The 18,879-nt window shown below is 52.8% G+C and carries 15 protein-coding genes; 9 read left to right on the top strand and 6 right to left on the bottom strand.

Features of this window, described 5'->3' with window-relative positions; translation table 11 throughout:
• Window positions 1–2: 2 nt before the first annotated feature.
• A complete protein-coding gene (gene nirB / locus ACQ0MK_RS14060; protein WP_430473155.1) occupies window positions 3–2,474 on the bottom strand; it encodes a nitrite reductase large subunit NirB in 2,472 nt (823 codons plus the stop codon).
• A 630-nt stretch (window positions 2,475–3,104) separates the two neighbouring features.
• Between nirB and ACQ0MK_RS14055 the strand changes: the two genes are divergently transcribed.
• The 3 genes from ACQ0MK_RS14055 (at window position 3,105) to ACQ0MK_RS14045 (ending at window position 6,469) form a co-directional block, all read left to right on the top strand.
• Window positions 3,105–4,556: a NarK family nitrate/nitrite MFS transporter gene (locus ACQ0MK_RS14055; RefSeq protein ID WP_430473154.1), complete on the top strand. Its 1,452-nt coding sequence runs from the start codon at window positions 3,105–3,107 to the stop codon at window positions 4,554–4,556.
• A gap of 137 nt (window positions 4,557–4,693) precedes the next feature.
• The gene (locus ACQ0MK_RS14050) at window positions 4,694–5,284 is read left to right on the top strand and encodes an ANTAR domain-containing response regulator (RefSeq protein ID WP_350041746.1); all 591 of its coding nucleotides are present in this window, start codon (window positions 4,694–4,696) and stop codon (window positions 5,282–5,284) included.
• Between the two features lie 3 nt (window positions 5,285–5,287).
• Window positions 5,288–6,469, top strand: coding sequence for a CmpA/NrtA family ABC transporter substrate-binding protein (locus tag ACQ0MK_RS14045; protein WP_430473153.1), 1,182 nt, complete (start codon window positions 5,288–5,290; stop codon window positions 6,467–6,469).
• 3 nt (window positions 6,470–6,472) lie between these two features.
• Here the strand turns inward: ACQ0MK_RS14045 and ACQ0MK_RS14040 are convergent, their stop codons facing one another.
• The 4 genes from ACQ0MK_RS14040 to ACQ0MK_RS14025 form a co-directional block, all read right to left on the bottom strand.
• Complete coding sequence (locus tag ACQ0MK_RS14040) at window positions 6,473–9,232, bottom strand: ATP-binding protein (RefSeq protein ID WP_430473152.1); 2,760 nt, start codon at window positions 9,230–9,232, stop codon at window positions 6,473–6,475.
• Complete coding sequence (locus ACQ0MK_RS14035; protein ID WP_430473151.1) at window positions 9,233–9,457, bottom strand: hypothetical protein; 225 nt, start codon at window positions 9,455–9,457, stop codon at window positions 9,233–9,235.
• Between the two features lie 33 nt (window positions 9,458–9,490).
• Window positions 9,491–9,874 carry a response regulator transcription factor gene (locus ACQ0MK_RS14030; protein WP_350048652.1) on the bottom strand — a complete coding sequence of 128 codons (384 nt, stop codon included), beginning with the start codon at window positions 9,872–9,874 and terminating at the stop codon, window positions 9,491–9,493.
• A 132-nt stretch (window positions 9,875–10,006) separates the two neighbouring features.
• Complete coding sequence (locus ACQ0MK_RS14025; RefSeq protein ID WP_430473150.1) at window positions 10,007–11,584, bottom strand: helix-turn-helix domain-containing protein; 1,578 nt, start codon at window positions 11,582–11,584, stop codon at window positions 10,007–10,009.
• A gap of 201 nt (window positions 11,585–11,785) precedes the next feature.
• On the opposite strand from ACQ0MK_RS14025, the gene ACQ0MK_RS14020 reads away from it, so the two are divergent.
• The 5 genes from ACQ0MK_RS14020 to ACQ0MK_RS14000 all read left to right on the top strand — a co-directional run bounded on the left by ACQ0MK_RS14020 (window position 11,786) and on the right by ACQ0MK_RS14000 (window position 16,970).
• On the top strand, window positions 11,786–13,147 hold the full coding sequence (locus tag ACQ0MK_RS14020) for an ABC transporter substrate-binding protein (RefSeq protein WP_430473149.1): 1,362 nt from the start codon (window positions 11,786–11,788) through the stop codon (window positions 13,145–13,147).
• 118 nt (window positions 13,148–13,265) lie between these two features.
• Window positions 13,266–14,282, top strand: coding sequence for a branched-chain amino acid ABC transporter permease (locus ACQ0MK_RS14015; RefSeq protein WP_350041753.1), 1,017 nt, complete (start codon window positions 13,266–13,268; stop codon window positions 14,280–14,282).
• Between the two features lies 1 nt (window position 14,283).
• Entirely contained in the window at window positions 14,284–15,453 is a 1,170-nt protein-coding gene (locus ACQ0MK_RS14010) for a branched-chain amino acid ABC transporter permease (RefSeq protein WP_430473148.1), read from the top strand.
• Window positions 15,454–15,456: 3 nt separating this feature from the next.
• Entirely contained in the window at window positions 15,457–16,221 is a 765-nt protein-coding gene (locus ACQ0MK_RS14005; RefSeq protein WP_430473147.1) for an ABC transporter ATP-binding protein, read from the top strand.
• A complete protein-coding gene (locus ACQ0MK_RS14000) occupies window positions 16,218–16,970 on the top strand; it encodes an ABC transporter ATP-binding protein (protein ID WP_430473146.1) in 753 nt (250 codons plus the stop codon). Before ACQ0MK_RS14005 ends, ACQ0MK_RS14000 begins: the two co-directional genes overlap by 4 nt.
• Window positions 16,971–17,102: 132 nt before the next feature.
• Here the strand turns inward: ACQ0MK_RS14000 and ACQ0MK_RS13995 are convergent, their stop codons facing one another.
• Entirely contained in the window at window positions 17,103–17,570 is a 468-nt protein-coding gene (locus ACQ0MK_RS13995) for an Lrp/AsnC family transcriptional regulator (protein WP_350041757.1), read from the bottom strand.
• Window positions 17,571–17,724: 154 nt separating this feature from the next.
• Between ACQ0MK_RS13995 and hppD the strand changes: the two genes are divergently transcribed.
• Window positions 17,725–18,837, top strand: a complete 1,113-nt coding sequence (gene hppD / locus ACQ0MK_RS13990) for a 4-hydroxyphenylpyruvate dioxygenase (protein ID WP_430473145.1) — start codon at window positions 17,725–17,727, stop codon at window positions 18,835–18,837.
• Window positions 18,838–18,879: the final 42 nt, after the last annotated feature.

The following is an 18,879-nucleotide window of genomic DNA, read 5'->3' as shown; positions in this document are numbered from 1 at the left end:
TCCTACTCCGCTGCGACCATCGAAAGGGGTTTGAATTCGTGGGCATCAACACCCTCGGATGCGCGTTCGGCCCATGGGTCTTTTTGTGCGTTCTGCTGACTGATCATGAAGCGTTCAAACAATGCTTTGCGGTTTGCTGCGTCATCAACCATGCGATCCTGAACATGTTTCAGGCCAACGCGTTCGATCCACGGTGCGGTTCGTTCAAGATAACGGGCTTCTTCGCGGTAAATCTGGATGAAGGCGCCGCAATATTCCATGACTTCTTCATCCGTGGTGACCTTGCACAGAAGTTCGGTCGCCTTGACGTGAATGCCGCCATTGCCGCCAACATGAAGATCCCAGCCGCCATCAGTTGCGACAACACCAAAATCCTTGATCGTGGCTTCGGCGCAGTTACGCGGGCAACCTGATACGGCCATCTTGAATTTATGGGGCATCCATGATCCCCACGTCATTTTTTCAAGCTCGACCGCCATGCTCAGCGACATCTGGGTGCCAAAGCGGCACCATTCCTGCCCAACGCAGCTTTTGACCGTACGAAGCGACTTGCCATAAGCATGACCGGAAACCATCCCTGCCGCATTCAAATCGGCCCAGACACCCGGAAGGTCTTCTTTCTTGACCCCCAAAAGGTCAATACGCTGTCCGCCGGTAACCTTGACGGTCGGGATTGCAAACTTGTCAGCGACATCGGCAATCGCACGCAATTCGCGCGGATTGGTCAAACCACCCCACATGCGCGGAATAACCGAATAGGTACCGTCTTTTTGAATGTTGGCGTGAACACGTTCATTGATGAAGCGCGATGCGCCGTGATCAACATATTCATTCGGCCAGGCGGCCAGCAGGTAATAGTTCAAGGCCGGACGGCAAACATGGCAGCCGTCTGCGGTTTTCCATTCCAGTTCCTGCATGACCTGCGGCATGGATTTCATGCCTTTGGCAATGATCAGGCGACGGACACTGTCATGATCATGGTCCGTACAGGTGCAAATCGGCTTGACCGTTGCAGCCTGATAATCGCCACCAAGGGTTGCTGCCAAAAGGTTTTCAACCAGTCCCGAACATGATCCGCAGGATGCCGATGCCTTGGTGTGGCCTTTGACCTCATCAAGGGTGGTCAGGCCCTTTTCATTGATCGCCGATACGATGGAACCTTTGCAAACGCCGTTGCAGCCGCAGATTTCTGCATCATCTGGCAGTGCTGCAACGGCATCAAGCGGGTTTCCAGCGGATCCTCCCGCGAATGCCTGACCAAAGGCAAGCGTATCACGCAGTTCTGTGACGTCCTGACCATCCTTCATCAGTTGGAAATACCAACCGCCATCAGATGTGTCGCCATAAAGGACCGCACCCTTGATCTTGCCGTCTTCTAGGACGATGCGTTTGTAAACGCCGCGCCCGGCATCACGGAAGACGATTTCTTCGGTTTCGCCGCCACCTGAAAAGTCACCAGCCGAAAACACATCAACGCCGGTGACTTTGAGTTTTGTCGATGTGACCGACCCGGCATAGCCAAGCGTTTTGATTTCGGCCAAATGATCGGCACAGGATTTCGCCATTTCAAACAGCGGGGCGACAAGGCCGTAACACTGGCCGCGATGCTGTACGCATTCGCCAACTGCGAAAATGTCCGGATCACTGGTGGTCATGACATCGTCAACAACGATGCCGCGTTCGACGTTCAGGCCTGCGTCTGCGGCCAGTCGCCCGTTCGGGCGAATGCCAACAGCCATAACCACCAGATCAGCCGGGATCATGCGCCCGTCTTTAAGACGAACACCGGTAACGGTTTCGCTGCCAACGATTTCTGCTGTATCGGCTTCGGTAATAACCGTGATGCCGCGGCGCTCGAGCTCCTGTGCCAGAAGATAACCCGCAGACGGATCAAGCTGGCGTTCCATGACATGGCCTGCAAGATGCAGCACTGTGACATCCATGCCGCGCGATTGCAGGCCAACCGCTGCTTCAAGACCCAAAAGACCACCACCAATGACAACGGCAGGGCCGCCTTTGGCGGCGGCACCTAGCATGGTGTCGACATCATCAACATCACGGAATGTCACAACGCCACCCAGCTTGTGGCCGGGGATCGGGATAATGATCGGATCGGAACCGGTCGCCAGCAGCAGCTGATCATATTCGGTTTCAGTGCCGCTTTTGGAAATGACGACTTTACGATCACGGTCGATCTCAACCACCGGGTCGCCGGAATACAGGTGGATGTTGTTTTCAACGTACCATTCCGCGGTGTTGATGACGATTTCGTCAAAGTCTTTCTCGCCGGAAAGCAGCGGGGACAGCATGATGCGGTTATAGTTCACACGCGGTTCGGCGCCGAAAACAGTGATGTCGTATTTGCCCGGGGCACGCGACAGAATTTCTTCGACTGTCCGCATGCCGGCCATGCCGTTGCCAATGACAACGATGCGGGCTTTCGCAGATTTTATATTTGCAGTGACGTGGTTCATTTGTCTCTGGCTCCTCGTCGCGGGATGCGAAGTTGGCACAAAAAAACGCCCGATGCGGCCTGCTCTTAAAAAAGGCATTTCGCAACGGACGTCATTATCCGGGGAACCCGTCTTTGGATTCTTTATATATAGGATCGGCTTTTACACCGGAGCCGCAGACGGCACTGTCCGCGCTCATGCCCTTCTATATTCAAGCGCCATGCCAGAATTGTAGATATGACGAATTATCTTATAACCGACTGAATTCGCGCCAAAAATTAAGGTTCCTTAAATAGGCGGTTTTCTGGACAAATGCATTGTTTGACTAAAAAATAAACAGCACAAACTGTGGATGATTTAATTTTGTGCAAAAAATGATCATTTTAGCTGTGCATTTTTTTGTCTGAGCATGTGCGGCTGAATAATACGTAATATTTTCAGAAGTTTACCGTGTTTATCCCGCAGCGCAGAAAAACTGGCGCGGTGTTTGCAATGTTGTTTTCGTGTGAGCGGCTTTGACGAAAGTAAGCCCAACGATGGGTGGCTCACAGTTCTTCGTCCAACGGCGGACGATCAGACGTTTGGAATAGCCGCGCGATGATCGCGCAGTCTTTCCGATACGAATGACGGGTCGCCTGCGGAATCTTCAAGATGAAGCATGAGGCCCATAGGGAAAACCGTTGGTCGCCCGCAGAAAACATCAAGCTCTGTGCGACCGAAACGAAGGGCTTCACTGTTATGGAAATCAAAAACAAGGCAACACGCATAAACCTGTTCAGTCTCAAGACTGTTCAGATGCGTACTTTCCACCTCACCTGGTTATCCTTTTTCCTGTGCTTCTTTGGTTGGTTCGGGATCGCGCCGTTAATGCCGCTGGTCCGCGATGACCTGGGTTTAAGCAAAAGCGAAATCGGTAGCACCATCATTGCTTCGGTTGCGATTACAGTTCTCGTCCGGCTTCTGATCGGGCCGCTTTGCGACAAGATCGGGCCCCGCAAGACCTATACAGGCTTGCTTGTGCTCGGGTCTTTGCCGGTCATGCTGATCGGTCTTGCGGATAGCTACGAGACCTTCTTGCTTGCGCGTCTTGCCATCGGCTCAATCGGCGCATCCTTTGTCATCACACAGTATCACACCTCGACCATGTTCGCGCCGAACGTCGTTGGCACCGCAAACGCCACCACGGCGGGTTGGGGTAACCTTGGCGGCGGTGTGACCCAGATGGTGATGCCGGCAATCCTTGCCATGATTCTTGGTTTTGGGATTGCGGAAACCATGGGCTGGCGTCTGGCGATGGTCTTCCCGGGGGCCATCATGCTGGTGGTTGCTGTTCTGTATTGGGTCTTCACGACCGATTGCCCGGACGGCAACTATGCCGACATGCGCAAAAGCGGCGCACTTAAACCAGAAGATGACCATGCCGGTGCGACCAAAGGCATGCTTGCGGCAATGTCTGACTATCGCGTTTGGGCACTGTTCCTGGTGTATGGGGCGTGTTTTGGTGTTGAGCTTACGATCAACAACATTGCCGCGATCTACTTCTTTGACAAGTTCGAGCTTTCGCTTGCAACGGCAGGCATGATTGCCGGTCTGTTTGGTCTGATGAACATTTTCGCCCGGACCCTGGGCGGTGTGTTTTCCGATAAATTTGCCGCCAAGGGTGGTCTTTCGGGTCGTGTCAAATTCCTGTTCATGGCGCTGTTCATCGAAGGTGTTGCCCTGATTGCATTCTCGCAGATGGAAGCACTGGTTGTTGCCGTTTCGGTAATGATTGTTTTCTCGCTGTTCGTTCAGATGTCTGAAGGTGCAACGTTCGGGATTGTGCCGTTCGTGAACCGTCGCGCCCTTGGTTCGGTTGCGGGTATCGTTGGTGCTGGCGGGAATGCCGGTGCGGTTGCGGCGGGCTTCCTGTTCAAGTCCGAAGAACTTACCTATCAGGAAGGCCTTCTTTATCTTGGTTGTGCGGTGGTTGTCTGTTCATTTGCCGCCCTTGCGGTGCGTTTCTCCGCAGCAACGCAGGCCGAAGAAAAAGCCCGCTTTGACAGTGCACAGGCAGAACGTCTTGGCACGTCGGGATCGGCACAACCGGTACCGGCGGAATAAGAATACTGCTATATCGCTTTTTCGGGATGCGGCGCTGGTCGCATCCCGATACAAATCGGGATCTAAAAAAGACCGGAAAATAATAAACCAGATAGAGAGGCTTGATCGTCGATGGTTGTCAGGGAGTTGGGGTTAGATTGGTAAGACTGGAAGAATACAACATTCTGGTGATTGACGAGAATCCTGACCGCGCCGCAATTGTCGAGCGCGGCCTTGTTGAAAGTGGCTATACCCGTGTGGCCCGTATCGGAACGTCCCATAATCTGGTCGAGCGCATTCAGGCCTTGGCGCCAGATATCATCATCATTGATTTGGAAAACCCCGATCGCGATACGCTTGAACAAATGTTTCAGGTGTCGCGCGCCATTGCCCGCCCGATTGCGATGTTTGTCGATCAAAGTGATGCTTCGATGATTCAGGAAGCCATTCTGGCCGGTGTCAGCGCCTATGTCGTGGACGGGTTGCGCCAAGACCGCATTCGTCCGATTGTCGATATGGCGATTTCGCGGTTTACCGTGTTTGACCAACTGCGCCGCGAACGGGATGAAGCCCAGGCAAAGCTGAGCGAACGTAAATTGATTGAACGGGCCAAAGGAATTCTGATGAAAGAAAAAGGCCTGTCAGAAGAAGAGTCTTATGCGCTGTTGCGCAAGAACGCCATGAAACAGAATCGCAAGATCTATGAGATCGCTCAAAGCGTCATCACGGCGTTTCAGTTGGAGTTTTGAGGAATGTCTAACAAGGTTCGTCTTGGCTTTGTGCCGTTGGTCGATTGTGCGATCCCGGTTGTTGCCCGTGCGATGGGATTTGCCGAGCAAGAAGGTATTGATCTGGAATTGGTCCGCGAAATGTCGTGGGCGGCCATTCGAGACAAGCTTTCTTATGGTGTTTATGACGCCGCCCATCTTTTGGCAGGGATCCCGATTGCCGCCCGTCTTGGCCTTGGCGGGGTTCCGGTTCAGCACATTGTTGTTCCCATGGCGCTGGGTCGGGGTGGCAATGCAATTACGGTTTCAACCCGTCTTTATCAGCGCATGCTTGAAGCCGATCCGGTTTCGATGCATGGGCCGCGCGGGCTTTCATCGCGCGCCTTGAAAAAGGTGATTGATGAAGACCGTGTTGCCGGACGCCCGATCATGTCCTTTGCGACGGTGTTTCCGTTCTCAAGCCATAATTACGAGTTGCGCTATTGGATGGCAGCAGCGGGAATTGATCCGGACAAGGATGTGAATATCGGGGTGATTGCCCCGCAGCGCATGTTTGACAGTCTGCGCAACGGTTGGGTTGATGGCTATTGCGTCGGGGAGCCGTGGAACCAGCGTGCCGTTTTCCATGGCGATGGCGTGATTGTTGCGCTTAAGGATGATATCTGGCCGCGAAGCCCGGAAAAGGTTCTGGGTGTGCGCGAAGACTGGGTCAATTCCAATCCTGATACGGTGTCGGCGTTGGTGCGCGCCCTGGTGCGTGCCGCCGAATGGGCCGATGAGGCCGATAATCGTTCTGAACTTGCGCAAATGCTGTCTGAAGAATCCAATGTTGGCGCGCCATATGAAATCCTCAAAGCATCCCTTTGTGGACGTCCGGTCTTGCGTCCGGGCGAAGCACCAACCGAAATGCCTGATCGCCATGTGTTTTATCGCTATACCGCGACCTTCCCGTGGCTGTCACAGGGAAGCTGGGTTGGAACACAGATGAAACGCTGGGGGCAGGTGCCAGCAGACGCCGATATCAATAATGTCGTGCGTCAGGTGTATCGCCCTGATTTATATCGCAAAGCGGTCACGGGACTTGATGTGGCCGTGCCAACCCATGATTGGCGTGTCGAAGGTGCCAATGATGCCGAAGATCGGCCAATTGTCGGGCCAGACCGGTTTCTTGATAACACCATCTTTGACCCTGAAAAGGTGAGTTAGTTTCTAACGGGTTGGAGGCTTGGCCGCATCAATAGCCTCCAACATCTGACCGGGTATGAAGACGCGGAATGTCGCCCCCTTACCCACAGGGCTTTCAACCCATATTTTACCTTGGCAATGTTCGACAACATGCTTGGCGATGGCAAGTCCAAGCCCGGAACCCGATGGTTTGGGTTTGTCATCGGCATATTTTCCGCCGCGCGAGAATTTATCAAAGATGATTTCAAGTTCGTTCTGCGGGACGCCACTACCGTTATCGGTAATCGATACAAGATAGCCGCCATCAATTGCCTCGCCGCGCACCAGAACGGTGGGTTGGTCGGGGTGGGAAAATTTGGCGGCATTTGACAGAAGATTGATAAAGACCTGTGTCAAGCGATCCCGATCAACAAACAGCCGTACCGTCTGGCGCGAAAATTCCGTCGACAGAATAACACCCTTGCGGTCCATCAGGCCTTTGACCGCATCAACACTTTCATCAAGGACCGTGCGCGGATCGACATCGACAGCCCGCCAGTCAGAATGACCCGCTTCAAGGCGCGCCAGATCAAGGTGATCGTCAATCAGTCGGGTCAGCCGTTCGCTTTCCCGCACAATGATGCTGAGGAAATGTTCAGCGCGCTCATGATCCAGATTTGGCGTATCGACCAGAATTTCTGAAAATGACCGGATCGAGGTCAGTGGCGTTCTGAATTCATGACTGACCATCGTCAGGAATTCATCTTTAAGCTTATCAAGTTCCTTAAGCCGGTCATTGGCGGCGCGCAATTCTGCGGCAGCCTGTTCAAGTTCGTGGGATTTCTGTTCCAGACGCTGGGAATATTCGATGACGTGCGAGGTTTCTTCAAGGATCTCAAGAACCTCTTCAAGGCTGACCATTTCCCCCTTGGCGACCGATGACACCATAACACGTGCCGATGCCGCCCCGATGGACCCGGCAAGAAGGCGTTCGGTAAAGGCAATCATATCGGCATTGGCTTCGCCCTTGCCGCGCCATGGCGTGTCTTTCTCCCAGCCAAAATCGCGGAATGAATGAAAGGCGCGTTCGCGGCCCAGAAACCGTTCAACCAGTTCATATAAATCATCGACCGAGGCCGATGATCGCCAAATCACGGTATCCTGCCCTTTGCGCGAAAAGGCATCGACAAACAAAGTCGCCTGAATACGTTCAAGTGCGCTTGGTTGGGTAAACAGACTGATCAGGACAAAGGATGCGGTATTCAGCGAAATCGACCAGATCAGCGCATGGGTCAGGGGTTCAAAGTCTGTCAGGCCAAACAGGCTTTCAGGCCGCAACCACGGATGGCCAAACGCCCCGTTCAGGATCAAAGCCGGATCCATCCAGCCGCTATCGGCAAGTGATGGCAGCAACAGGGTATAACCCCACAGGATAAAGCCGATGACAAGGCCAACCTGTGCGCCGGTTTTGGTCCCGCCTTTCCAGTAAAGGCCACCGATCATAATCGGGATAAATTGTGCTGTTGCGGCAAAGGATATCAGGCCGATTTCGGCCAAGGCGTCACTCGCCCCGGCGGATCTGTAATAGGCAAACCCCAAAAATACGACAGCAACGATGGATGCCCGGCGGATGGTGATCAAAAGCCCGGTCAGATCATCGCGTTCGGTCAGGCGAAAGGGACGGATACGCAGCAATGCCGGAACGACCAGATCGTTACAGACCATGGTCGAAAGCGCGATGGTTGCCACAATGACCATACTGGTACTGGCCGACAACCCGCCAACATAGGCCAATAGCGCCAGTAAGGATTGCCCTTCAAACAGCGGGACTGAAATCACAAAGAAATCCGGGTCCGACCATGCGGGCAGGGTGCCAAGCCCCGCCAGAGCTATGGGCAGGACAAACAGGTTCATCAGTAATAGATAAAGCGGAAAGGCCCAGCTTGCTGTCGGCAAATGCCGTTCATCGACATTTTCAACAATGATGACCTGAAACTGGCGCGGCAAACACAGGATGGCGGCCATGGACAGCATCATCAATGTTGTCCAGCGCGCGGCACCATCTTCGGGCAATTGCAAGAGTTTGGCGGTGTCGGCATTGCGCGCAGCTTGGGCAAACAGTTCGCCAATTCCGCCATACATGACAAAGCAGACAAAGATACCAACCGCCAAAAGCGCAAACATCTTGACCAGACTTTCAAAGGCGATGGCGGCAACCATGCCTTCGTGATGTTCGTCTGCATCAATAAAGCGCGTGCCAAACAAAATACCAAACAGTGCAAGCCCGACAGCTGCCCAGAACCCGCTGTCTGAAAACATGCTGGCGGTTTCTTGGGTGGTCGGGAAAATACCGTGATCCCAAACCGTCAGAACCGTATAACTGGTGGCAATTGCCTTAAGCTGAAGCGCAATATAAGGGGTCGTCCCGATGACGGCGATCAGGGTCACAAGCACGGAAAGCTGCGTGCTTTTGCCATACCGCGATGAAATAAAATCGGCAATCGATGTGATGCGGTGGGCCTTGGAAATGCGCAGCATCTTGCGCAGCAAGAACCACCAACCTAAGAAAATGACCGTCGGCCCAAGATAAATGGTCAGATATTCAAGCCCGTTACGTGCTGCGGTCCCGACCGCACCATAAAACGTCCATGATGTGCAATAGACCGCGATTGATAAGGTATAAACCGTCGGGTTCCTGACCCATGATCGGCCATCACGCGCACGTTTATCCCCCCACCATGCAATGGCATACAGCAAGCCGACATAGCTGAGTGAGACCGTGATAACCAGTTCAGAGGACAGCATTTAAGATGATCCCTCTGACTGGCCTACTTTGCGAAGGGCGCGCGTCAAAATCGCACAAAGCGCAATCAGGGTTGCCCAGCCTGCAAAGAAATAGATAAACAGGATCGGCAGGCCAAATAGCGTTCCATCAAGGGAAAATACGCCAACCAAGGGTGGCATCCAGACAAAAAACGCCGCCAGGACAAGGACAAATGCCCGTTCTGTCATTTTGCGCGGTGGTGTCATGGATCTGGCTCCTGCCTGTCGGTTAAACGCGTATCAGCATTCGCTTCGTTCAAGCAGGGCCTTGACCCGGGCAACGACATCGCGGGTCGAAAAAGGTTTGGTCACAAAATCATCAACGCCAAGTTCAAGTCCTTTGCGGCGGTCGACTTCGCGTGTTTTTGCCGTCAACATCATGATCGGAATGCGTTTGGTTCTTGGATCGGCGCGTGCCGCGCGCACCACTTCGAACCCGTCGCAGCCGGGCATCATCACATCAAGCAAAACCATATCAGGAATGTCGCGCGCAATCATTTTGATCGCGGTTTGGCCATCGGTGGCCACACTGACTTCATAGCCTTCTTTTTCCATAAGAAAGCTCAGCGACTCAACAATGGTTTCCTCATCTTCGGCAATCAGGACCTTTGGTCTCTTATTCAAGGACGTTCTCCCCGATTTATCGGATTCTTATATGCCCCAATCCTAGCGGGTTATGCATCGAATTATAATGCTACTTTGGGGTGGTATGTTTCATGCTTTCAGTTAAGGCCGAAAATGACGTGATTTTGATGGCTATACAGCGATTTGCGCGGTTGCTGTATCCGACATTTCATAAGCCCGCTGGCCGCAATCATTGCGGGGGCATTGACGACAGCCAATGCCCACCGGAACCGCAGAATCCGGGCGATCCAATGACAATCGATCACCATAAACCACGTCATGGGCAAAGGCCGTATCGCACCCGATCATTACTGAATAGACCGACCGGGGAACACCATATCCACCCGCGCCAGTGCGCAAGGCGCGGGCGACAAAAAGATATTCGCTGTTGTCTGGCAGGCGGACGAATTGGGGGATCACCCGGTCTGGTGCCATATAGGCTTCATGCACGACCCAGCGTGGGCAGGCCCCGCTATAACGCGGTAACTGAAGGCCGGATGCCGAAAATCGTTTCGAAATATTGCCTGCAATATCTGTTCGCAACAGATGGAAAGGTATGCCTTCAGCACCCGGTCGACGCAGTGTGGTCAGGCGGTGGCAAATCTGTTCCCAGCTGGCGGCATATCGTTGTTGAAGAAGCTCGATATCGTGGCGAAACCTTCGGGCATCTTCAAGAAACACATCGTAGGGAAACAAAAGTGCGGCTGCGCCATAGGAAATCAGGGCCTCGGCTGCACGGGCCCGTCCGGCGTCACTGTCGATCTGGGTGCGGTTAAGGATTTCATTTACAGTTTCCGGGGATTCAAGCCGGAAAATCATGCGCGCAGCCTGAAAGCGCGCTGACGTTATGGGAAGGGCGCGTGAAATCTTAAGGGTCCGGTGATCGGCATCCCATTTGTGGCCACTGGTCGGGAATTCTTCGGAAGGCAGGCGTTCAACCCGAATGTCATGGGTGTTTTCAAGATAATTGATCAAATCGGTCAGGAATAACCCGCCTTCCGGATCAATGCGGGGGCGCATTTCGGTCGCATGGTCTTCAAGTACGGGGAAATAGTTGGCGTTATCATATAAAAGATCATCGACTTCCTCGGCCGGGCTGGCAGCCGGGCGTCCGGCATCGCCACGCTCAAGGAAGTTGAAAATCTCGGTCGCGGATTCGGCCAGTCGTTGAGATTCCCGAACCAATGTCGCGTTAAACCGTGCGCGCTGTTCCTTGGACAGGTCGTCATAATCATCAAAAATCTCTGCGACCGTCCGGATAGAAGTAATCCGGGTGAGGATCGAATGGCTGGCTTCGGTCAGAAACGGGTCGTGGCTGAGCCGTTCGGACAATGAGTTAATCTCGTCAAGGCCACTGCGATAGGCACGGTAAAGAGAAAGAAAAGCACCAATCAAACCGGGGGCAGCGGCGATTGTTGCCGGGAACTCCCGACTTTCAATCGGGGTGCTGCGAAACACCGGATCAGATGCGGCTTCGTTCAGATCTGAGAGTAGGCGGCTTTCTTCAGACCCTGACAATGTATGGGGTTGAATCTCGAGGGCTTCGGCAATGCGCATGAGCAACCCGCCCCCGATCGAACGCCGGTTATGTTCGATAAGGTTCAGATATGACGGGGAAATGCCGGCGGTCTTTGCCAGGGCATTCTGGGTCATCCCGATATCTTTGCGGCGACCGCGTATGCGGTGTCCGATGGGGGCTTGTCGGTTCATACTAAAGTCTCATTTTTGACAAAATTTACAACTTTTCAAAACGTAAGTCGGTATATTTACAAAAAAACTGTTCTATATCAACTAGGTGTTGATTCATTTTCAAACGGCACCCATTGTTTGATCAGGTCGTGAAAAAAACAAACCAGAAAATAGGCCTCAGATTTTTCTGAAACAAATCCCAAGACATTGGGGAGGAAAACCATGTCGGAGACCAAGATTATTAAAGATGTATCCCGTCGTACGATCCTTAAAGGATCCGCGGCAACGACCGGTGCTGCGCTTATTGGCGGCACTTTTCCGATGCATTTCATCAAGAACGCACATGCTCAGACTTTTCCGGGCGATCCGGGCAATTCGGGCAGCGTAAAACTTGGCTTTAACGTACCACAGACCGGCCCTTATGCCGATGAAGGTGCCGATGAGTTGCGTGCCTATCAGCTTGCTGTCAAACACCTGAATGGTGAAGGCGACGGCGGGATGATGAACACCATGAAGCCGCTTCAGCTTAAAGGCAACGGCATCCTCGGTAAGAAGGTCGAGTTCGTTACCGGCGATACCCAGACCAAATCGGATGCAGCACGTGCATCGGCAAAACGCATGATCGAAAAAGACAATGTCGCAATGATTACCGGTGGTTCGTCATCGGGTGTTGCGGTTGCTGTGCAGGGTCTTTGCCAGGAAATGGGCGTGATCTTCATGGCGGGTCTTACCCACTCCAACGACACCACGGGTAAAGACAAAAAGCGTTATGGCTTCCGCCATTTCTTCAACGCTTACATGTCTGGTCAGGCAATTGCGCCGGTTCTTCTGGATGAATATGGTGCGGAACGTCGCGCGTATCACCTGACGGCTGATTACACCTGGGGCTGGACCCAGGAAGAATCGATCAAAGCTGCAACCGAGAATATCGGTTGGGAAACTGTGAATACCGTCCGTACCCCTGTTGGTGCTGGTGACTTCTCGCAGTATATCACACCGGTTCTGAACTCTGGCGCAGATGTCCTGATCCTGAACCACTATGGTAAGGACATGGTCAACTCGCTGACACAGGCTGTTCAGTTTGGTCTGCGTGACAAGCAGGTAAACGGCAAAAACTTCGAAATCGTTGTTCCGCTGTATTCCCGCTTGATGGCACAGGGTGCTGGCGATGCTGCAAAAGGCATCCTGGGTACCACCAACTGGCACTGGTCGCTGCAGGATGCAGGGTCGCAGGCCTTTGTTAAATCCTTTGGTCAGGAATACGGCTTCCCGCCGTCCCAGGCTGCTCACACTTGCTATGTACAGACGCTGCTTTATGCAAACGCCTGTGAAATGGCTGGTACGTTTGCACCTTGGGAAGTCATCAAACAGCTCGAAGGTTTCGAGTTCGATGGCGCGGGCAATGGCCCGACCCTGTACCGTGCGGAAGATCACCAGTGCTTCAAAGACGTTCTGGTTGTGCGCGGTAAACAAGAGCCTTCTTCCAACTTTGACCTTCTTGAAGTTGTTAAAGAAGTGCCGCGTGCACAGGTTGAGTACCCTGCCGATATGTTCGGTGGTGAACTGGGCCCGTACAAAGTCTGATACGGCTAAATTGATGCAAGCAGGGCCGACCATTTCCCAGTGGTCGGCCCATTTGCCCCGCACTCTTGTCCCAACGGTCTTTTCATTAAGCCCATTACGAATACGCGGCGGATAACTGATGGACTCTATATTTCTTCAAATTCTCAACGGTCTGGACAAGGGCGGCGCTTACGCGCTGATTGCGCTTGGTCTGACCTTGGTGTTCGGCACACTTGGTGTGGTGAACTTTGCCCACGGCGCCATCTTCATGATAGGCGCCTTTTGTGCGGTGAGCTTGGAAAAGCTCCTGACCTTGTCCGTTAAGGTCAAGGACGAATCCGTGACATTCTTTGATGCCTATAAGGAAACGCCATATCTCGAAGTCTGGTTTGGCGAAACCGGGACAGCCATCATTGATTGGTCCGTGCCGCTATCAATCATTCTTGCGATACCCGTGATGCTGGCAATCGGCATCGTGATGGAACGCAGCCTGATCCGGCATTTCTATAAACGCTCCCATGCTGAACAGATCCTTGTGACCTTTGGTCTGGCGATTGTTATTCAGGAATTGGTCAAGGCTGCCTTTGGCGCCAACCCGATCCCGCAAGGTGCACCCGATATCGTTTCCGGTTCTGCCGCAATCGGTGCCGTGTTCGGCCTGGGTGAAGCCGTTGTTTATCCTTGGTGGCGTCTGATTTATCTGGCGTTCTCATTGACCATTATTGGCCTTGTCTTCTCGTTCCTGCATTTCACGACCTACGGTATGGTGGTGCGTGCAGGCATGGCAGACCGTGAAACGGTCGAGCTTCTTGGCATCAATATTGAACGTCGCTTTACAATTGTGTTTGGTATGGCCGCGGTTGTCGCAGGCCTTGCAGGCGTGATGTACACGCCGGTACTTCCCCCGGATTATCATTTGGGAATGGACTTCCTTGTGCTGTCATTTGTTGTGGTGGTCGTTGGGGGTATGGGCTCTCTACCCGGTGCAGTTCTGGCAGGCTTCCTGCTGGGTATTCTGCAATCCTTCTCGTCCATGACCGAGGTGAAAGAAATCATCCCGGGCATTGACCAGATCATCATTTATCTTGTTGCCGTCGTTATTCTGCTGACCCGCCCGCGCGGTCTGATGGGTCGTCGGGGCGTGATGGAGAGCTAAAATGACAAACACAAAAATCGTCTCGCCAAAGCAGGATATCCTTTACATGGTCATTCTGTCGGTCGTGGTCCTGACCATGCCGATCTGGCTCCAGCCTTTCGGGGCGGCCTATCCTGACCTGATGCAGAAATTCATGATCTTTGGCATCTTTGCCATCGGCTATAATATTCTGTTTGGTTTGACCGGCTATCTTTCATTCGGTCATGCGGCCTTCCTGGGTGTGGGGTCCTACACCGCGGTCTGGTCGTTCAAGTTACTTTCGATGAATGTCATCCCGGCGATGATTTTCGGAACGGTGCTGGCCGGTCTGTTTGCCTTGGCTATCGGGTTTGTCTCGTTACGTCGTTCGGGGATCTATTTCTCGATCCTGACGCTGGCCTTTGCGCAAATGTCTTATAACCTTGCCTATTCGGTTTTGACCCCGATCACCAATGGTGAGACCGGTCTACAGCTTACACAAGGTGATGCGCGTGTTCTTGATCGCATGTCTGGTATTGAGGCAGATGCATCGCTTCCGACACCGACCTTGTTTGGCATTGAAGGAACCGGATATTCAGGTTTCTATATTTGTGCAGTGATTATGCTGGCTTCGTTCTTTATCTATCTGCGTATCTTTCGCTCCCCGTTCGGGCTTAAGCTGCGTGCGATTAAATCGAACCAGAATCGCATGGGCTATACCGGGTACAATACACGGCCCTATCTGATGACCGCCTTTGTCATCTCGGGCATGTATGCCGGTCTTGCCGGGTCGCTTCTGGCGGTGACCGATCCGCTTGCAGGGGCCGAACGCATGCAGTGGACAGCATCGGGTGAGATCGTTCTGATCACCATTCTTGGCGGTGTCGGAACCTTGATTGGTCCGCTTCTTGGGGCTGGCGTTATCAAGTATTTCGAAAATATCTTCTCGGCCTTTAACGACACGGTTCTTCTCAATGCGTTTTCATTCCTTCCCGATTGGCTCGCACATGGGGTGGCAACGATCCTTGGTCTGTTTGTTGGCGAAGGCTGGCATCTGACCCTTGGTCTGGTCTTCATGCTGATCGTGATCTTCCTGCCAGGTGGCATCATGGAAGGCATCAATCGCCTGTGGCGTCTTGTGTCCGACCGCGCGTCTTCAGCTTCTTCGGCTAAGGACAAAGAAAAAGAACAACACTCGGCGGGGGAGGTCTGATCGATGTCCGAATACATTCTTGATGTCACTGATGTGGATAAGAATTTTGGCGGCTTGCGCGCGCTGTCTGACATTAACCTTCGGGTTAAAAAAGGCACGGTTCACGCCATCATTGGCCCGAATGGTGCCGGTAAATCCACGTTGCTCAATGTCATTGTTGGGCGTCTTGCACCCAACCGTGGGCGGGTGTTGCTGGGTGATGAAGTTCTGACGGGCAAACAGCCCCACGAGATTAATCAGCTTGGTGTGGCACGTGTTTTCCAGACGCCGGAAATCTTCCCGGAATTGTCGCTTTTGCAAAACGTGATGGTTCCAGCTCTTGCCAAACGTGATGGCGAGTTCAAGCTAAGCTTCCTCAAAAGCCTGTTTGCGGAAAAAGACATTCTCGAACAGGCCGAACATCTGCTTGAAGATGTTGGTTTGATTGAGCAGAAGGACAATATTGCCAGTGCGATGTCGCGCGGGGACAAACGCCGTTTGGAACTTGCGATGTGCTTGGGGCAACATCCCAAATTGTTCCTTCTCGATGAGCCGACAGCAGGCATGTCGCGTCATGACACCAACCGCACGATTGATCTGCTTCAGCGGATCAAGGAACGCGGCATGACCAAAGTCATTATCGAACATGACATGCATGTTGTGTTCAGTCTGGCTGACCGCATCAGTGTTCTGGCTCAGGGGGCCATCATTTGTGAAGGCACCCCGGAAGAAGTTCGCAATGACCCACGCGTCAAAGAAGCCTATCTCGGAGGGGAAGCAGTAGTATGACCTCACTGCCAAAACAGGAACCTGTCCGCAATCAGGGCGGTGATCCGGCCTTTTTCTCGGTGCATAATGTTCACGCCTATTACGGTGAAAGCTATATCGTTCAGGGTGTCTCATTTGACATCCGCGAAGGCGAAATTCTGGCATTGCTGGGCCGTAACGGTGCCGGGAAAACATCGACTTTGCGTGCCTTGGCACGTATGTCGGACCCGGAGCTTAAACATGGTGAAATTTGGCTGGATCATCAGCCATTGCACACCATGAAGGCTTGGCAGGCTGCCCGTCTCGGGGTGCAGCTTGTGCCAGAAGATCGTCGCATCATTCCGGGCATGACCGTTCAGCAAAACCTTGAATTGGCCCAGATTGCCGAGCCGATTGGCTGGTCCGTTGAACGCATCTACGAGCTTTTCCCGCGCCTTGGCGAACGGGCAGAGCAAGAAGGCACCACCCTGTCGGGGGGCGAACAACAGATGCTGGCAATCGGCCGTGCCTTGGCGCGTGATATCAAGCTTTTGCTGCTTGATGAACCGTATGAAGGCTTGGCGCCGGTGATTGTTCAGGAAATTGAAAAGACGCTTCAAAACGTCAAAAAACTTGGCATTACCACGATCATTGTCGAGCAGAATGCCATCGCGGCACTCAAGCTTGCAGATCGTGCGATCATTATGGATAGCGGCGAGATCGTCTTTGACGGTTCAGCACAAGCTGTTCTTGATGATGCCGAGCTTCGCGACCAATATCTGGCTATCTAGATCTACTGTAGTGGGGGCGTCTCCGAAGCTTCGTGGTAAGGGGAGTTTCGGGACAGGGAAGACCGTGCCTTTGGGCGCGGTCTTTGCCATTTTATGGCGCTGAAACCGGTCGATTGATCGATGCGGTGTTGATCAATCCGGGTTAACCGCCAGACCTTCAAAATCCTTCAACACGTTTAGAACAATTGACGTTTTGACATGCTGCACAGAATCATGCGGCAAAAGCACCTCATTGACGAAATGCGACAGGGCCGCCAGATCCTTTGTCGCGACCTTAAGGTGGTAATCCATCTCCCCGGTCAGGGAAAAGGCTTCTAGCACTTCGGGCAAATCGGCCAGTAAACGGGCAAACCGTTTGGCATTGTCGCGGTTATGGGTGGCAAGGGTTACCGAAATCACTACCAGCAATCCCAACCCCATCTTTTGACGGTCAATATCGGCACGATAGCCGCGAATGACCTTGTCATCTTCAAGTCGCGCGCGTCGGCGCGAACATTGCGATGCTGAAAGGCCAATGCGTTCTGACAAATCATTATTGGTCAGACGCCCATCCTTTTGCAGTTCTGCAAGCAGTTTAAGGTCTAGTCGGTCAAGTTGCATGTTTTACGCGCCATTATGATTAATTATGCATGATGTGTGCATTTTGTTCGAAAAATCAACCATGAATGCACGCACGTTGCATGGGGTTTGGCGCACGATTGGAACATAACAAAAGTTCGAAGAATTCGAATGTTTCAATCATAGGAGACTTCCGATGGGACCGTTCCCGCATGACGCCCCTCGCGCCACCATTACCGATGAAAACCCCGCCGGGACCGACGGGTTCGAGTTTGTCGAGTTTGCCCACGAAGAAGCCGACAAACTTGAAACCCTGTTCACCCGCATGGGCTACACCCCGGTTGCCGGACACAAAACCAAAAACATTACGGTTTGGCGTCAGGGCGACATCAACTATATCCTCAATGCAGAACCCAACAGTCATGCGATGAAATTTGTCGGGATGCATGGTCCGTGCGCGCCGTCGATGGCATGGCGGGTGGTCGATGCCAAACATGCCTTTGATCATGCGATTGCCAAGGGGGCAGAACCCTATACCGGCAACGATAAAACCCTGGATGTTCCGGCTATTGTCGGCATCGGTGGGTCGCTTTTGTATTTCATCGATACATATGGCGATACCGGTTCGGCCTATGACGCAGAATTCGACTGGATCGGGCATCGTGATCCCAAGCCTGAAGGGGTGGGGTTCTATTATCTCGATCATCTGACCCATAACGTTTATCGTGGCAATATGGATAAATGGTGGGACTTTTATCGCGATCTGTTTGGCTTCAAGCAAATCCACTTCTTTGACATTGCCGGTAAAATCACGGGCTTGGTCAGCCGTGCGATCACCTCACCCTGTGGGAAAATCCGTATTCCACTGAATGAATCAACCGATGACAAAAGCCAGATCGAAGAATATCTGCGAAAATACAAAGGCGAAGGCATTCAGCATATCGCGGTGGGATCAGACGGTATTTACGACGCCACCGACAAGCTTGCCGCGAATGACTTGAAATTCATGCCCGGCCCGCCGGAAACCTATTACGAAAAATCCCATGACCGCGTCCATGGTCATGACGAGCCGATTGAACGGATGAAAAAACACGGTATCCTGATTGACGGCGAAGGCGTGATTGATGGCGGGATGACCAAAATCCTGCTGCAAATCTTCTCAAAAACCGTGATCGGGCCGATTTTCTTTGAGTTCATTCAGCGCAAAGGCGACGAAGGTTTTGGCGAAGGCAACTTCCGCGCCTTGTTTGAAAGCATCGAAGAAGACCAGATCCGCCGCGGTGTTTTGAAAGTCGATGCTGCGCAATAGCATTAACACCCCCATATCTTAATCAGGACCCGTTTCGATCAA

Source organism: Thalassospira lucentensis (assembly GCF_050516545.1).
GTDB lineage: Bacteria > Pseudomonadota > Alphaproteobacteria > Rhodospirillales > Thalassospiraceae > Thalassospira > Thalassospira lucentensis_C.
Note: the sequence above shows the minus strand (reverse complement) of the source record. Positions and strands in the feature narration are given on the sequence as shown.

Excerpts from the sequence above, each read along its gene's own strand:
- nirB (WP_430473155.1), bottom strand. The coding sequence starts at position 2,474 with ATGAACCACGTCACTGCAAATATAAAATCTGCGAAAGCCCGCATCGTT.
- ACQ0MK_RS14055 (WP_430473154.1), top strand. The coding sequence starts at position 3,105 with ATGAAGCATGAGGCCCATAGGGAAAACCGTTGGTCGCCCGCAGAAAAC.
- ACQ0MK_RS14045 (WP_430473153.1), top strand. The coding sequence starts at position 5,288 with ATGTCTAACAAGGTTCGTCTTGGCTTTGTGCCGTTGGTCGATTGTGCG.
- ACQ0MK_RS14040 (WP_430473152.1), bottom strand. The coding sequence starts at position 9,232 with ATGCTGTCCTCTGAACTGGTTATCACGGTCTCACTCAGCTATGTCGGC.
- ACQ0MK_RS14035 (WP_430473151.1), bottom strand. The coding sequence starts at position 9,457 with ATGACACCACCGCGCAAAATGACAGAACGGGCATTTGTCCTTGTCCTG.
- ACQ0MK_RS14025 (WP_430473150.1), bottom strand. The coding sequence starts at position 11,584 with ATGAACCGACAAGCCCCCATCGGACACCGCATACGCGGTCGCCGCAAA.
- ACQ0MK_RS14020 (WP_430473149.1), top strand. The coding sequence starts at position 11,786 with ATGTCGGAGACCAAGATTATTAAAGATGTATCCCGTCGTACGATCCTT.
- ACQ0MK_RS14015 (WP_350041753.1), top strand. The coding sequence starts at position 13,266 with ATGGACTCTATATTTCTTCAAATTCTCAACGGTCTGGACAAGGGCGGC.
- ACQ0MK_RS14010 (WP_430473148.1), top strand. The coding sequence starts at position 14,284 with ATGACAAACACAAAAATCGTCTCGCCAAAGCAGGATATCCTTTACATG.
- ACQ0MK_RS14005 (WP_430473147.1), top strand. The coding sequence starts at position 15,457 with ATGTCCGAATACATTCTTGATGTCACTGATGTGGATAAGAATTTTGGC.
- ACQ0MK_RS14000 (WP_430473146.1), top strand. The coding sequence starts at position 16,218 with ATGACCTCACTGCCAAAACAGGAACCTGTCCGCAATCAGGGCGGTGAT.
- ACQ0MK_RS13995 (WP_350041757.1), bottom strand. The coding sequence starts at position 17,570 with ATGCAACTTGACCGACTAGACCTTAAACTGCTTGCAGAACTGCAAAAG.
- hppD (WP_430473145.1), top strand. The coding sequence starts at position 17,725 with ATGGGACCGTTCCCGCATGACGCCCCTCGCGCCACCATTACCGATGAA.